Origin of the sequence: Virgibacillus sp. M23 (assembly GCF_034190895.1) — a bacterium.
Classification (GTDB): domain Bacteria; phylum Bacillota; class Bacilli; order Bacillales; family Amphibacillaceae; genus Virgibacillus; species Virgibacillus salarius.
Genome location: NZ_JAWDHA010000003.1, coordinates 81,242 through 96,436 on the forward strand (window position 1 = coordinate 81,242; position 15,195 = coordinate 96,436).

Annotated in this window: 14 protein-coding genes; 4 read left to right on the top strand and 10 right to left on the bottom strand. The window is 36.8% G+C overall.

What is annotated here, in order from left to right:
- Nucleotides 1-339 precede the first annotated feature (339 nt).
- Nucleotides 340-969, bottom strand: a complete 630-nt coding sequence (locus RVS70_RS01975) for a spore coat protein (protein ID WP_414617164.1) — start codon at nucleotides 967-969, stop codon at nucleotides 340-342.
- A 167-nt stretch (nucleotides 970-1,136) separates the two neighbouring features.
- Here RVS70_RS01975 and RVS70_RS01980 point away from each other — a divergent pair, with 167 nt between their 5' ends.
- Both RVS70_RS01980 and RVS70_RS01985 read left to right on the top strand, forming a co-directional pair.
- The gene (locus tag RVS70_RS01980; RefSeq protein WP_026682358.1) at nucleotides 1,137-2,084 is read left to right on the top strand and encodes an arginine deiminase family protein; all 948 of its coding nucleotides are present in this window, start codon (nucleotides 1,137-1,139) and stop codon (nucleotides 2,082-2,084) included.
- Between the two features lie 26 nt (nucleotides 2,085-2,110).
- A complete protein-coding gene (locus RVS70_RS01985) occupies nucleotides 2,111-3,406 on the top strand; it encodes an amino acid permease (protein WP_321132470.1) in 1,296 nt (431 codons plus the stop codon).
- Nucleotides 3,407-3,760: 354 nt separating this feature from the next.
- On the opposite strand, the gene RVS70_RS01990 is transcribed toward RVS70_RS01985, so the two are convergent.
- From RVS70_RS01990 to RVS70_RS02005, 4 genes are all read right to left on the bottom strand, one after another.
- Entirely contained in the window at nucleotides 3,761-4,921 is a 1,161-nt protein-coding gene (locus tag RVS70_RS01990; RefSeq protein WP_051388410.1) for an MFS transporter, read from the bottom strand.
- Nucleotides 4,922-5,192: 271 nt separating this feature from the next.
- Nucleotides 5,193-6,245, bottom strand: coding sequence for a Gfo/Idh/MocA family protein (locus tag RVS70_RS01995; protein ID WP_205389288.1), 1,053 nt, complete (start codon nucleotides 6,243-6,245; stop codon nucleotides 5,193-5,195).
- A gap of 233 nt (nucleotides 6,246-6,478) precedes the next feature.
- Nucleotides 6,479-7,327 carry an HAD-IIB family hydrolase gene (locus RVS70_RS02000; protein ID WP_321132455.1) on the bottom strand — a complete coding sequence of 283 codons (849 nt, stop codon included), beginning with the start codon at nucleotides 7,325-7,327 and terminating at the stop codon, nucleotides 6,479-6,481.
- Complete coding sequence (locus RVS70_RS02005; protein ID WP_166529976.1) at nucleotides 7,314-8,627, bottom strand: DegT/DnrJ/EryC1/StrS family aminotransferase; 1,314 nt, start codon at nucleotides 8,625-8,627, stop codon at nucleotides 7,314-7,316. Before RVS70_RS02005 ends, RVS70_RS02000 begins: the two co-directional genes overlap by 14 nt.
- A gap of 95 nt (nucleotides 8,628-8,722) precedes the next feature.
- Between RVS70_RS02005 and RVS70_RS02010 the strand changes: the two genes are divergently transcribed.
- Nucleotides 8,723-9,715, top strand: coding sequence for a LacI family DNA-binding transcriptional regulator (locus RVS70_RS02010; RefSeq protein ID WP_321132456.1), 993 nt, complete (start codon nucleotides 8,723-8,725; stop codon nucleotides 9,713-9,715).
- Nucleotides 9,716-9,783: 68 nt separating this feature from the next.
- On the opposite strand, the gene RVS70_RS02015 is transcribed toward RVS70_RS02010, so the two are convergent.
- From RVS70_RS02015 to pssA, 4 genes are all read right to left on the bottom strand, one after another.
- Nucleotides 9,784-10,539: a YqcI/YcgG family protein gene (locus RVS70_RS02015; RefSeq protein ID WP_321132457.1), complete on the bottom strand. Its 756-nt coding sequence runs from the start codon at nucleotides 10,537-10,539 to the stop codon at nucleotides 9,784-9,786.
- A 60-nt stretch (nucleotides 10,540-10,599) separates the two neighbouring features.
- On the bottom strand, nucleotides 10,600-11,229 hold the full coding sequence (locus RVS70_RS02020) for a LysE family translocator (protein WP_166529979.1): 630 nt from the start codon (nucleotides 11,227-11,229) through the stop codon (nucleotides 10,600-10,602).
- 293 nt (nucleotides 11,230-11,522) lie between these two features.
- Nucleotides 11,523-12,182 (bottom strand): DUF3889 domain-containing protein, encoded by a 660-nt coding sequence (locus RVS70_RS02025; protein WP_166529980.1) that lies wholly within the window; start codon nucleotides 12,180-12,182, stop codon nucleotides 11,523-11,525.
- 171 nt (nucleotides 12,183-12,353) lie between these two features.
- Complete coding sequence (pssA, locus tag RVS70_RS02030) at nucleotides 12,354-13,040, bottom strand: CDP-diacylglycerol--serine O-phosphatidyltransferase (protein ID WP_026682349.1); 687 nt, start codon at nucleotides 13,038-13,040, stop codon at nucleotides 12,354-12,356.
- Between the two features lie 692 nt (nucleotides 13,041-13,732).
- On the opposite strand from pssA, the gene RVS70_RS02035 reads away from it, so the two are divergent.
- On the top strand, nucleotides 13,733-14,515 hold the full coding sequence (locus RVS70_RS02035) for a phosphatidylserine decarboxylase (RefSeq protein ID WP_414617165.1): 783 nt from the start codon (nucleotides 13,733-13,735) through the stop codon (nucleotides 14,513-14,515).
- On the opposite strand, the gene RVS70_RS02040 is transcribed toward RVS70_RS02035, so the two are convergent.
- Nucleotides 14,508-15,107 carry a DedA family protein gene (locus RVS70_RS02040; RefSeq protein ID WP_308036003.1) on the bottom strand — a complete coding sequence of 200 codons (600 nt, stop codon included), beginning with the start codon at nucleotides 15,105-15,107 and terminating at the stop codon, nucleotides 14,508-14,510. The two genes, RVS70_RS02035 and RVS70_RS02040, sit on opposite strands and share 8 nt — an antisense overlap.
- Nucleotides 15,108-15,195 lie beyond the last annotated feature (88 nt).

Consider the following 15,195-nt stretch of genomic DNA (forward strand, 5'->3'; position numbering starts at 1 on the left):
CGAAAAGTGATTACTCATGCTATCCTTTACACCGAACAAAAATAATTAAATCTTATTATATCATTTGATTATTAAAAAAGCAATAGAGGAACTGATTTGCCGTATTAAAAATTAGTAATGGGATAAGGGTTTTGAGGATTCATTGAAGAAAGAGATGAAATTACGATCAACCGAACCGATATTCATGTGCTATCATTTAAGCTCACAGGCAACAGGTTAGTTTGATGATGATATATTGCAATAGAAAAAGCTACTCCTCTTTTAAAGAAGTAGCTCGTTGTGGTGTTGGGCAATAAAGAGTTCGTTTTTGCTAATGTTTTGCCTTTGTTCCACCTATTCTTATTGCAAGTTAGTTCCTTGTTGAGGAACGGTTGTGTAGCTGTTTAGCATTTGGTTCATATCCTGTTGGCTTAGCTGAGGTACTTGGTAGTACCCATGCTTGTTTTGATAAAGGAATATTTCATAACTTAGCTCAATAAAGTTCGGAACGGTATCGGCGATTACACGGCGTAAGACCGGGTTGGTCATTTCCACCGCAGTCATCGCTAGTAGAGAAGTTAGGGATTTTGTTTGTCCTAGCATGTAAGCGGAAAGCCCTTGATCAGAAAGCTCATTAATTGAGGCGTTTGGTTTTTTAGGCTGCCCTGGCTTGATGCCATAGACGGTATTGTTGTTCTGCTCCATTTCGTATTGTTGTGTCGGGACTTGTGGATCTTGTCCTGTCTGGAACGCTTGTACAATTGTATTGTATGCTTGTGTAACAAATGTCGATTGGCGTTGTAGGATTTCCTTTAACTCCGGATCTTGAATGTGCTGATCGTACATTTGATATTGATCGAGCATGCTAATGATGCCAGCAATTACCTCATGCGCATCAAATAATTCATGTCCTCCATGGTTTTGCATCGGCTGATTTTGTGGCATGTTGCCGGGCTGCTGTTGATTTCCTTGTTGATTCATATTATTCATATTTTCCATCCTAATACCTCCTATGTTAATTTTGTCCATGCTTAGATTCTCCGATTTAGGAATTTTCATGTATAAATGTCATTTTTTCTTTTCGGTATATCCTCCACATAAATTTTTTTCGAGTTGGAAACGATAAGATGAATACATAATAGAAGGTAGGATATGCCATGTTAGCATTTGAGCCTAATTGTTGGTCGGAGCATGATGTGTTGGAAACGGTGCTAGTATGTGCACCATCAATGGTAAGTATTCCAGATATAAAGACAGCTGAGGAAGTACAGTGGAGTGCGCCTGTTAATTATAAAAAAGCACATGAAAATTTTCTTGAATTGAAAGCAGCTTTACAAAATGCCGGCGTTCAGGTTATTGATTATTCAGCGTATTTAACTAAAGAGGATCAACAGCTAAGTGACCAACTCATCAATCGTTTTTTTGTGAGAGATTTAGCCTGTGTATTTGGGAATACCATTCTACCTGGAGAAGCAGGTACGTCGATGAGACGTCCAGAATATGTACAAGCACATGTATTAATGGACAAATGGTTTCCAAATTCCTTTAGAATGCATGAAAATAACTACATAAAAGCACTAGAGTATGGGGATGTGCTTTTGCTTAATCGAGATGCCGTTTGGATTAATGTTGGCATGCGGACAAGTATAGAAAGTGTGGAGCAGATAAAGCAGAGTATATTTGCTGCGGGTTTTTCTGAAATAGGAATTATTAGCTTACCAAGACGTACAGATACACTACATTTAGATATGAATTGCAATGTAGCTAGTAAGGATGTGGTCGTGTCCAAAAGCTTCGTTCGCCATTTTCCTATTCATGTTTGGACAGAGCGAGCATCAAGATATGAGATGCCAGAGCAATTCCTAAATCGTCATGGTTTTGAGGTTTACTGGCTTGAAGAATATAATACGATTCCTGATATTAATTTTCTTAATCTTAATCCAGAAACCATTCTTATTAGTAAGCAAGCACATAAACAAAGGTTAAGAAGTCATCCGAAATTACAAAGGAAGAACATCATCGAAATTGAAGTTACTGAGTTAGAAAAGGCTGGTGGAGGCATACGTTGCATGACGCTCCCCCTTCAACGGAAAAGCTCAATGTAATAATTTTATGGGGGGTGACGCTGTTGATGCGTAGAAGTAGGGGGAATATGAAGTGGTGGCAGCTGTCTCTGCTTGGCGTAGGCTGCACCATAGGAACGGGCTTTTTTCTTGGCTCCAGTATTGCGATCCAAAAAAGCGGCCCAGCTGTTTTAATTCCATTTATTTTGGCGGCAATAGGAACGTACATCGTGTATGATGCATTAGCAAAGATGTCTGTGGAGCATCCAGATAAGGGTTCGTTTCGCGCTTATGCCAGACGAGCCTTTGGGAGATGGGCCGGATTCAGTAATGGCTGGGTGTATTGCATATCTGAAATGTTGATTATGGGCAGTCAGCTCATTGCATTAGGCATCTTTACGCAATTCTGGTTTCCTAGCATACCCTTATGGTTGCTGGCTGCGATTTATTCGGTACTAGGGTTGCTTGTTATTTTAACTGGTATGAAAGGCTTTGAGAAGTTTGAGAACGTATTTGGCGTTGTGAAGACAGCAGCTATTCTCATGTTTATTATTGTCGCCATTACGCTTATTATCCGGGGATTGATCGGTGAAGCAACGCTTCTTGAAAAAGATGGTAATTTCTTTTCCGAGGGTACCTTGGGAATGTGGAATGCTATGCTTTATGCGTTTTACGCTTTTGGAGGAATAGAGGTTATGGGTCTATTAGTTGTTGATTTAAAAGAGCCAAAGTCTGCGCCGAAAGCAGGCAGAATTATGATAATAGGACTTACATTTATTTATGTAATGTCGCTTGCACTTGCTTTGTCGCTAGTTTCCTGGCATGAAATAAACCCAGATGAAAGCCCGTTTATAACAGCGCTTTCCACTTTTCATGTCCCTTACGTAACAGACATATTAAATGGGATCTTAATCATTGCTGGTTTTTCAACAATGGTAGCAGCTCTTTATGCAGTAGTAACGATTTTAACATCCCTTGCAGAGGATCACGATGCACCAGCACGGATCGCTAAAAAGGGGAAGTGGAAAATTCCGATACCAGCTTTTTTATTTACCGCAGCAGGTCTTTTTATTTCAACGATTATTGCAATTTTATTGCCAGAGAAAATCTTTGAATATGTGACGACTGCTGCTGGCTTAATGCTGATTTATAATTGGGTATTTATTTTAGCGACGTATACGAAGCTAATGCAGCCATCAGTGATGGATTGGATCAAAACAACAATAGGTATGCTACTCATTACTGTCACAGTTTTGGGCACCGTGATGGAGAAGGCAAGTAGGGTAGGGTTTATCGTGAGCTTGATTTTTCTGTTACTCATTGCCATTGCTGCTAGTATCATTCATAAACGAAGGCAATATTGAACCATGAGGACTAAAGTGTTTGCATCAAAAAAACGATCAACTAGCAAGAATGGTTCACATATGAAAGTGCCTCCGGAAACTATACTCTGCTTTCATCGGTCGGCTGGTGAGCCTTCTCATGGTGCGGGCTTTAGGATTTCACCACTGCCTTTCCTTCTGCACGTCTCTACGTTTCCGGAGATAGCGTAGTTGATTGTTCGTCTTTAGAATGGAGCTTAAGGAGTTATGTGTCCCTAACAGATTATCAATCTCTTTCGCGAAATTTCTGGTAGAATCTGTAACAGAATATGAAATAAAGCAAAAGATATAAATTATCGTGGCTGCTCGTATTAATATCATCAGACAAATAATACATTAAGAGAGCTTTTGCGTTGAATTGACTTTCACTGTATCTTCATATTTTATCTTTGTTGATATCCATATCAAAATAGCAGCCATAATCGTAAAGATAAGCAACGTATGGCCATTTTCTATACTCCAGCCAATCAAAAGAGATATTATCGCTCCACCAAAACTAGCAGCGGCTATAAATATACTCGTAACCTCATCAACATATTTCCCAATGATAATAGAGCTCAAAGTCAAAACGATAGGGAATATCCCCGCAATACTGAATGCGATTAGGAAAATATTTACTAACTGTAGTAACGGGTATGCAATATAAGGAAAAAGATTCAAGAAAACGATCAATAACAAACAGCTTACAATTAGATAGTTTGAATAAGTAATCTTTTTACTCAAATTCCCGATAACTAATCTCCCTAATACAATCCCACTCCAGAAAACAGATACACTAATTAAGCTATAATTCTCAAAGCCTAGATTTATCATGATTACGGGTAAAAAATTCGCCAGGTTCGTTTCAATTCCTGCATATAAAAAAGCAAAACATGCAATTAAAAATAAAAATTTAAATTTTCTCGGATGATGAATAAAGTGTTGAATAACTTTATTATTATCCGGTGCTATATGAAATTGATGTTTCATGTCGTTTATTTCAAATTGATTTTTTGACAATAAGATAGACCATCCGACTAGCATCACTAGTAGTAGGGAAAAAAGAACGTAGAAAGGTAAGAACCAGTTTTCTATGTCTATAAAAATATGTACCAAAATAGGGAAAGTAAATGCACCTAACCCGAAAAATACTTCTAATTTACTCATTTTTTCTACATTATCTTTGTGAGTTGCTATGATTAAAGAGCCTATTGTCGTTTCTAGAGTTCCAGCACCATACCCTAATAAAAACATCATGATACCAATATAGTACCAATCCTTTATGATAAAGAATCCGCTCAATACAAGGATTAAAACGATTAAACCAAACGTAATGACCTGAAGATGGTTATATCTTTTTACGATCATTGGAGATAGTATTACCCCATTTACAAAACCGAAAAACTGAAAAAATATAATAACAGATAGGTCATTTGCTGCAATGTTGAAATAATCTAATAAGTATGGTGTGAGGCTTCCTATACTTATATGAATTACACCAACTACGAAGTAAAACATACATCCGAAGATGAATATCCCTCTCACGGTATCACTCCTATTGAAAAAACAGGGACTTTTAAATCCCTGTTTTTTATTGGTTCAGGAAATTATAAAATTTGCCTGTGTGGATACATAGGCGCGTATTGAGCTGCGTCCAGTTCCAGCGCCCAGAAACGATGCGAATTCACGAAACCCCTAATCTAAATCAACATCGGCTCGCAAGCTCACTGTGATTCCTTTACCTTCGTTGATTCGCTCCAGTCCTACGTTTCGCTTGTGCTTTTGTTCTTTAACTCGTTACAAGCTCCTGATATTTGTTTGTTTTTTCCTTCTGGAAGAACATCTCTAATATTTCTTGAGAACGATATCCATCTGCAAAAGTTGGTATATCGACTAAAGGTTTCTGGTTTGCTTTGTTAATCCATGCAATTAACTCATTTCTAAATGAATCAGCCCACCCATAAAACTCAGTTGGAGGGTTGTATAGTAAAGTAGGCGGTACGGAATATTCTTCCTTGTCTATACCAGCTTTTAATTCATATACAAGAGGATTTTTGGTATGATATTTAAATTCCTTTTTATGACCAATAACCTCTATTCCAAAACCGCATTCTTCTATATCGGATATTTTCGAAGTAATTAAGTTAACAAAAACTTGGTTTTCCAGCTGTCCGAAGACTTCAGCATAATCATCTACGTGTACATGTTTATCTTCTTTTGTTTTAACATTTGTTTCTATTTTGACATTTACGGTTTCTTCTTTGAAGTTACTTTTAAATAAGTACCAAATTAAATCAATAAGGTGAATCCCCAGATCTCCTAGCGTTCCACTTGTTTTTTTACTATTAGCGTCGTCTCTCCAAGTATACTTTTTTCTCCTTAATGCACTGTTCTTTTTAAAATGAATTTTTATTGCTAGTACGTGCCCGAGTTCGTTACTGATAATTAGGCTTCTAAGGATATTAACTATTTCTAAATAGCGGTAGTTAAAACCCATAACAGCTAAGGCGCTGTTTTGTTCTGCCGTTTTTCTCATTAGGTTCGCTTCTTCAATAGATATTGCCATGGGCTTTTCGCATAATACATGCTTATTTTCATACAATGCCTGTAATGTATGTTCCTTATGACAAAAGTTCGGAGATGCAACGATAATACCATCTACATCTTGCATCAGCTCAGCGTAATCAGGATATGATTTTCCACCGAAGCTTCTTACAAATTGTTCAGAATGATGATTATTTATGTCATGTACACCAACTAGTTCAACATCTTTAATAGTAGATAATGCTATTGCATGTGCTTTAGCTATACCTCCAGCCCCAACTATCCCGATTCTTTTCATCATTATTCCTCCTAATTATTTAACGTACTGTCAAAAGTTTCCTTATAAAAACGTACTGCTAATAAACGAGGTTATTTATGAGGTGACCCGCAATCCAATAAAAGGATGTAACTAATAGTACCTTCATGTAATGAACCCGTTCGTAAATCATTTCCAAAAATAGAAATCGATTAACGTCAAGACGCTGCCGTTTGCGTATGTCATGTTGTTTTCATAAAACTTTTTACACTACCTTATTGAATAATTGATTTTAAAGCATTCATGATACCTTGAGAATATGGACCAGTAGATATATGCGTGTGATTATCCTTAGCCTCTTTAACTGCATTTTCTACTAAGTAACCATGTTTTACCACTTTTAGCATTTTTAAGTCGTTTCCACTATCACCAAATGCAATAGCATATTCTGGATGTACTTTATATTTTTCTAACATAAACCTCACAATTTCATCCTTCCCAGTACCTGTTGGGATGAAATCTATATCGTAACTGTCTTCCGGATCCCCAGCAAGCGGGTTGCAACGGTTGATATTTACGTTAAGACCAAATTTCTTAACAACTTCTTTAATCTTTGATAAATTCCTCTTATCCATCTTTGTATCCATGGAAGATCGATAGTAAAAATTTTTTTTATAACGAGAACTTCCTAATTGGGTTTGTGGACTTAATTCAATGTCTTCCTTGTTTAATAGAGATATGATCTCATCAATATTTTTTTTGTTAAAGTTTGTTTGGTCGATGGTTGACTGCCAATCCAGATCCTGTAGAAGAAAATTATGGTCAAGAAAATAGGTGATTTCTGTTCCTAGATCACTAGCGATAAAATGAGGAAATGACCTGAAATTCCCTTTTTCCATTTTATGCAATACAGATTCCAAGCTGCTTCCTGTAACCCATCCAATTAATAGTAATCCTTGCTGGCTTTTCTCCTCTAAGTAATCTTCAAGTTCATACAATGCCTTTTGTCTTTCATTAGTCATTTCATGAGGGTAATATGTCTCATCAAAATCACTGAAAACAATGTATTTAGGAGAATCAACAGTCGGTAATAGTCTAAATCCCCCTTTACTACTTGATAACATGGTATAAACCTTCCAATACCAAGTTTTGCTCTTCTACGGCTAAGTCAGGATATAGTGGTAAATGCACTATCTCCCTATGTGCTAATTCTGTCTTAGGTAAATGCACTTCCTGATAATTTACTTTAACTAAATCCGTATCTTGTTTGTGTGCCAATACTGGATAGAATAAGTCAGTTTCAACATTGAATTTCTCTTTCATTGCTTTCATAACGTGATCCCTACGATCGTTTTTAATTTTGATCGGAAACAAGTGCCAAACGTTATCTCCATTTAATTCAGGAATTTCTATTAGTCCCTCATTCTGTAAGGTACTCAATTTAGTAATATATCTATTTGCCAACAAAAGTCGCTTAAAATTATTTAATGATAAATACTTGATTCTCTGTAATCCGATAGCTGCTTGTAAATTATCCATTTTTGAATTTAAACCGTAATCTATTGCTTTCACATTTTTTTTACCTGCTGCAAATCCATGATAGCTATATTGGATACATTTCTCAGCAAGTTCTTTATTGTCTGTGGCAATTGCTCCACCTTTTCCACATACTCCGATGTTTTTATAGGGATTAAAACTTAATGTGGTAATGTCTGCCTTTTCACCTAGATTAGCTATACCTATTGCTTGACATGCATCTTCAACGACCTTTAAGTTAAACTGATCAGCTATATTTCTAATAGAAAGCATATCTGCATGTTTGCCATAAATATGTACTGGCAAGATAAACTTCGTTTTACCCGTAATAGCTGATTCAATTCTATTGCTATCGATGCAATAAGTGTGCGGATGTATATCTACATATACTGGTACACCTCCAGTTGCAAGCACGGCATTCTCGGTGGCGGCGAAGCTATTAGCTGGCATTATAACTTCGTCTCCTTGCTTTAGACCGGATGCTAATAAGCTAATCATTAACGCATCTGTACCACTACTTGTTGCTATCACATACTTTTTTTGTAAGTAAGATGATAAGACGTCTTCAAATTCTGTTAAATATGGACCACTTGTATATTGTCCAGTCGGTAATACGTTTGATAAAGTTTCTAGAATATCATTTACCTCATCTTCAGATATCAGACGATTTACAGGCATGAATGGAACCTTATCTAGTGGTTCTGATTTATGATTCAAAATATCCTTTTCCAAATCAAAATCTTTTTCACTACAAAATGTTGCATGTAACTTCTGATTTACGATGCTATCTTGAATCTCAAAATAATCTCCTTGTAATTTACTACTTAGATTCTTTAATAACCACAAATTTGTGTCGCTTTTACCAGTAACTTGGACAATAGTTTTCAACAACTGCTCCCTCCCTATATAATATGATTAAGTCGTATTTATCCTAATATATGGAATCGATATCATGTCAACAACTTTTTTTAAGGAGGGAAATAATGGCTACAATAAATGAAATAGCTAGATTGTGTAATGTATCTAGAACCACGGTATCACGAGTACTGAATAATCAGCCTTATGTTTCCAAGGAAAAGCGTGAACAGATATTACATGTAATAAATCAGCTTGATTATACGCCAAGCGGTCTTGCTCGTAATTTTCGGGCCAAAAAGAACTATATTATTGCAATATCTATTCCGAGAATAGATCATCCCTTCTTTGCCCAATTAATCAAAGGTGCTGTCTCCTTTAATGCATTAGAGAAAAATTATAAAGTTCTTATCTTTCAAACTTTTTATAACAAAAAAATAGAATTAAAAGTCTTGGATTTACTAAAAAAGAAAGAGATTGATGGGGTAATTTTGTGTTCTTTAGAAAATAAATGGGGACTTATTGAACCTTATTTAAAAGAGGGTCCAATTTTATTGTGTAATGAGTATCACGATTCAGCTCCAATCCCAATTATAGGGTATGATGAATTTGATGCCTCCTATAAAGCAGTTAAATATTTAATCAAAAAGGGACATAGAAAAATTGGGTTTTGCTATGATCTGTCTTATAGTCAAGCGCAAAAAGAAAGAAAAGCAGGCTATTTAAAAGCTTTATCCGATTATGATCTTCCGTATATAGATGAATGGTTTTTTGGTAAGGCATTTAATATTGAAGATGGCTTACGAATTTTTGAAGAGCTGATAAATGTAAAAGAAAAACCTACAGCTTTGTATACAGGGAATGATCAGGTTGCTGCAGGTGTTATTAAAAAAGCAATTTTATCCGGATACAAAGTCCCTGATGACTTAGCTGTTATTGGCTATGATAATCAGCTGATTTGTGAGGTTACAACTCCAACAATTACAACTATCGAAATACCAATAATAGAACTAGGTCAACAGGTTGTTTTAGAATTACTAAAACATATTGAAGAGGGTGTTGAACTGAAGCGTGAAGTTATGAAGCTTCCCACTAAACTAATCATAAGAGAATCAACATAATCATTCTAGGTTCACCTAACCATCCGTGGGAAAAATAAAACCCCCCACGGATGGAAGGTTCACTTTATTTAAAAAAACGTTGTAAGCTTGCTTTTCATACGTTGAAATGGACAATTGTTCGGGCTCGTGTCATCATCATTTAGAAAGTACTGCCTCCATTCATGGTTATCCTCTTGGCCATACCATTTGAGATCAGGATGCCCAGGAATGCCGTCATAGTCTGTGAGTCGCTTGCGGATAATGCTTTTCATTTTACGTCCAAAAGCAGTGGACTCGTTCATTTCTGCAAATACCCATCTTGGCTGAAAAGCCATGAGGAAAAAGGGGAAGTGGCGGCTTTTCCTTTGATGGTGAGCTGGTGTAGCACAAAAGGCAAAGTACGGCTCGCCATGAAAGCAAAATTCCCATTTATGATGAGCGGGATCTGTCGGAATATCCTTGGGCCATGCTGCTTCATCAAATGCTGTTACATGGTTTAAAATGGACCAGAACAGCTCTCGATAATCCGCTTCCGCGTAACGATTTCTAATTTCCTTAGAGGTTTGAAAAAATACGGCTAACGATGTATAGTTTCCTGCATTTCGTGAACAATCGCTATACTCTCTTAAAGCATCAGCAAGCTGCTTTACAGTACTTTCTTTGTTTGGATCACCTGCAAAAAGAAATCGTAAATGATTAGCTAGAAACCCTTGACGTGCAGGGACACATGGATAGGTGTTTGTATCAGCAATCAAGGAAGAGAAGGATTGAAAGGCTTCCTGTTGCCATTTCGGAAGTATTTCCAGCTGTTCATCTAGCTGCTGCTTATCATAAAGTAATCCCATTTGTTTTTCCTCCTTCTACCATACTGTATTATCGAAGGAGAAATTGGGTGCATGCCTATGCTAATTCGCTAAAAGAATATATGCTTGATACCCGAAATATAAACCAAACCCAATTAGAATGATGCCGGCAATCACCGATATGTAATTAAGGGTCTTTGATTGAAAAAACTTACGAAACGTACTTGCTAGCCCAGCCATAAACACGTCCCATATGAGGATTCCTAGAAATATGCCGCTACTAAATAGGAGAAGCTGCTGATTGCTATATTGGTCACTAGTCTTCGCTAATACTGCTCCGTAAATCCCCAACCAAAAAACGATATTTAGCGGATTAGAGATTGCCATAAAAAAGCCTGTCCTAAATGATTTTCCTTTTGTTGATGCAGCCAGCGCTTTATCTTCTCGTAAAGCTTTTCTAGCACTTAAAATACTTTCAATACCCGTATAGATTAAAATGAAGAAGCCAAATAACCAGAGAAAGGTTTTCATCAAGGGTGTAGTCAAAAACTGGGCAACACCAAAATAGATAAGCACCATAAATAGGAGGTCACCAAGCATTGCTCCCAAGCCCACGAGCCAAGCATGAAGAAAGCCATGATGTATTCCTTTATTTAATTGAGCAGCGTTAATAGGACCTACTGGAGCAGATAAAGATAGTCCAAGAAGTATATAGCTAAAAAAGGTGTTCATAAGTGGCTCCCCTCCCTATTTAAAAAATGCGGTTATGCGGTTTACAATTTTTGGGTGGTATTATTTAATGAAAAGCTTGTTGTATAGCTATCGAGAAGTTCTTAATAGCTTATAATACTATTCTATTCCAAAATGAAGCTTGTACAACCTTTAATTATCAGAAAAGAAGAGCAAATGAAGAGTAACCATATATGAAATATTCCAGATCCATCAATGCTTCCATTAGTTTTTTCCTTTTTCTTCCTAAAAAACAACTTCGGTATCATACCGAAGTTGTATCTGTTCATATTTCATCAAATTTCTTTTATATCAAACGATATCACTTTATCTGTTTTTGGATTATAAACGACGGTCCCTCTAACGGTGATTTTATCCTGCGGTGCTTGTAACACATATTCATATACTTCCTCTGTTCGTGTTGCGGAAACCTCTGTTTTTCTTACCTTACTATACTCTGTTATTTGGTAATTAGGGTAAGCAGTTTGAGTTATTTCCAACAGATATTTCCCCCATTTTTCTTCATCTAATTCAGGAGAGGGTATAATGTCAATATGAATGACACCCATATTGACATTTGCTCCTAATGTTTCGAATGCTTTGCGATGAAGATTAATCCTATTTGGAGGATAGTTTGGAACCTGGTCAACGACCGTTACTAGAATTTCTCGTTGACCAGGTATGGATAGATTTCTTATTTTTAGCGTTTGTCCGCATTGGTAAGGAGAGTTTTCCCCTACCGCCGCCGTCATATACAGATTATCTGACCATGGAATACCACATTGTGTAATTTGTCCTCCATCCGTCCATGTAGCCTGCCCTCTAACTGGCTGCTGCCGATCTTGGTTATATGGGTGTGCGGTGTATATGTCGCTATAGCTATAATATGGAGCTTGTGTAAAAGGATAGGCTGGATGGGGACGTTTACTCTTATAGTGATCATTTGGATAATACATCTTTCTTCCTCCCCTCTAGACTCATGTACCGTTACTAACATATGAGTGATGAAGGTTGACCGGTGACATTCTCCTTTTGCCTAAATTAGTCTGATTATTCTTTACAACCCATTTCCTAAATCCATAACAGCTTTATAGTAGCGTCCTAGATACATAGTATCTTTACATGTATTATCTTGTTTCTCTTACTTTGACAAATCGATAAGCTACATAAATTAAATAGATAGGTGTTGCTACATAAAGTAAATATGGAAATCGGCCATGTGACTCGATATTCACTATAATTAATAATGCACCTAAAAAGACAGTCACAATAGTTCCGTAGCGAGGTAAAGGAATTTTTTTAAAGCTTGGAATTTTAATCGTACTAATCATTAAAAAACATAAAGCAGTAAAGACAACCGTTGTTACAATACTAGGAACTTCATTATTAAACAAGGTTAATAGTGCTAATATGCCGCCAGCAGCGGTGATTGGTACACCAGTGAAATGATTCATGGATTGTTGCTCAGATGTAATATTAAATCGTGCTAATCGGTATGCGCCGAATAAGGGAAATAATCCGGAAACTGCAAATCCTAGCATGCCATTATTAAAAAATACCGTATAGTATACTAAAAAGCATGGAGCTACACCAAAAGTTACTATATCGGCTAAAGAGTCTAATTCTTTACCTAATGAACTTTCAGCATGAAGCATTCTAGCGATCCGGCCATCCATGCTGTCTAGCATCATGCCGATAAGAACGAGAACAGCAGCATTTTTATATTGACCTGAAGCGGCATAACCAATGGATAGAAAGCCGCAATAAAGATTTCCTAGTGTAAAGATATTTGGTATTTGTTTCCTTATATTCATGATGTCCTCCTAATAAGTCTATCAATATAGTTGGGTGAATTTCGTCATGTAACTAGTCTTGTAGAATCTAAAAATCTGTATGTAACTAGTGAAAATATAGTTGATGGCCGCTACAAGTCAATTACTTTCTGTGTATGGCTTCGCGAGTTTCCACGTTGCTTCTACGGGGGCTTGTCTGAACGCGCTATCCCGTAGGAATAACCGCCTATCGTTTGTATGTATGGAATGAGCGTCATTGCTCGTGCACGAATAATTGAAATTAATTCATTTAAAAACAGAATACAACGCGTTCCCCATTTACTTTGCTGTTAAAGAAAATTATACTATATTTTGTCGAAAGAGATTTACAAAGTTGCTTTATCCCGCATATAACTGGCAGTAAGATCCGCACTTCAAGCAATAAAGTGAAACAATAAGGGTAAGTGAGGATCAACTGCCAGTAAATGTCCGATTGGTTTAAGGGCCTTTAGGTCATACCCTTGTGGTACTACCAATCCGTGGGAGAAAAGAAAAACCCACGGATTGAAGTTTCACTTTATCCCGCATACAACTGGTAGTAAGCCCCCGGTCAAGCATGGGGAAGGGGGGGAGACTGCCAGTAAATGTCCGATTGGTTTAACTACCAATTCGTGGTGGATAAAGAAAACCCTACGGATGGAAGTTTTCACTTTATGGTATTGGAGGGACACACATTGTTAAAGGCACTACTTAAGCTACTTGTAGAACTAACCGGAAATCGATATATATCTAAGTTACTAATAGCTGTGACAACATCAAAATCTAGTCGAATGCTAATTCCTTTGTTTGTAAAAGTGTATCGGATTAATCTAGCAGAGATCAAGCTTCCACTTTCAGAATACCAGAGTCTTCATCATTTTTTTACTAGAGTACTGAAGCCGGGAAGTCGACCAATCGACAATCATGAAGGGGCTCTTGTCAGCCCAGTTGATGGTGTTATTCGTGCGTTTGGCTCGATAAGCGAGACAGAAACATATGAGGTGAAAGATAGGCAGATTTTATTAGAAGAAATGCTGGGAAGTAAAGAAAAAGCTAATCAATATAAGGACGGAAAGTATATCATTCTATATTTATCTCCGCAGCATTATCACAGAATTCATAGTCCAATCAAAGGGCATATTAAAGGGAACTGGACACTTGGAGGTAAATCCTATCCAGTAAATAGGATTGGTATAAAATATGGAAATCTCCCATTATCTACAAATTACCGCATCATTACAGAAATAGAAAGTAACAAGAAAAATATTGCAGTTGTTAAGGTTGGCGCTCTAAATGTAAATAGTATCCATCTTACCAATCAACATGAACAAGTAGAACCGGGAGAAGAGTTAGCTTATTTCTCATTTGGGTCCACCGTCATATTATTAATAGAAAACGACAACTTTCAGTTTGCAGAAGATGTATCAGCATGGCGTGAAATAAAATATGGAGAAAGTCTTGGGGTTATTGCTAACTAGCTTTCTCCCTTTTTTTCGCCCATCTTTTCCCATAAATATAAAGAATAATGATAAAAAGCATGATCCAGAATATTTTGGTGCTATGAAGAAAGACGTGCTTGATAACTTCCCAGTTATTACCTAAAATCATTCCTAAAAAAATAAATGTCGATACCCATATCATTGCACCAATATAAGCAAAAATAGAAAAATATAAATAGCGGTAGCTTGTTATACCTGCCATATAGGCGGTAATATGTCTAACCCCAGGGATGAAATAGCCGGTTAAAAGAAAAAATCCACCAAATTTTCTAAAGCTATGTTGCACCCATGTAATATTTTTTTCCGTTATATGTACTTTAGGACCAAATCGTTTAATAAACGGTAGCCCTAGTTTTTGCCCAAGAAAATAACTAATCGAGATACCTATGACAGACCCTAATATTGCTACAAGAAGTGATAAGGATAGTGACATACGACCTGCAAATACGCTGTAACCAACGTAAGTGAGTAAAAACTCATCAGGTATTGGTAACCCAATAATACCTAAGATAAGAACAATAAAGATCCCTATATAACCGTAATGTGCAACAAAGCTCCCTAAGTCTGACATGTCCATCCTCCATCTCTATTGGCTGTTTCAATTCATTAGCTGTCTATCTGTCTATTTATCCCACATATAACTGGTAGTAAGCCCCGGT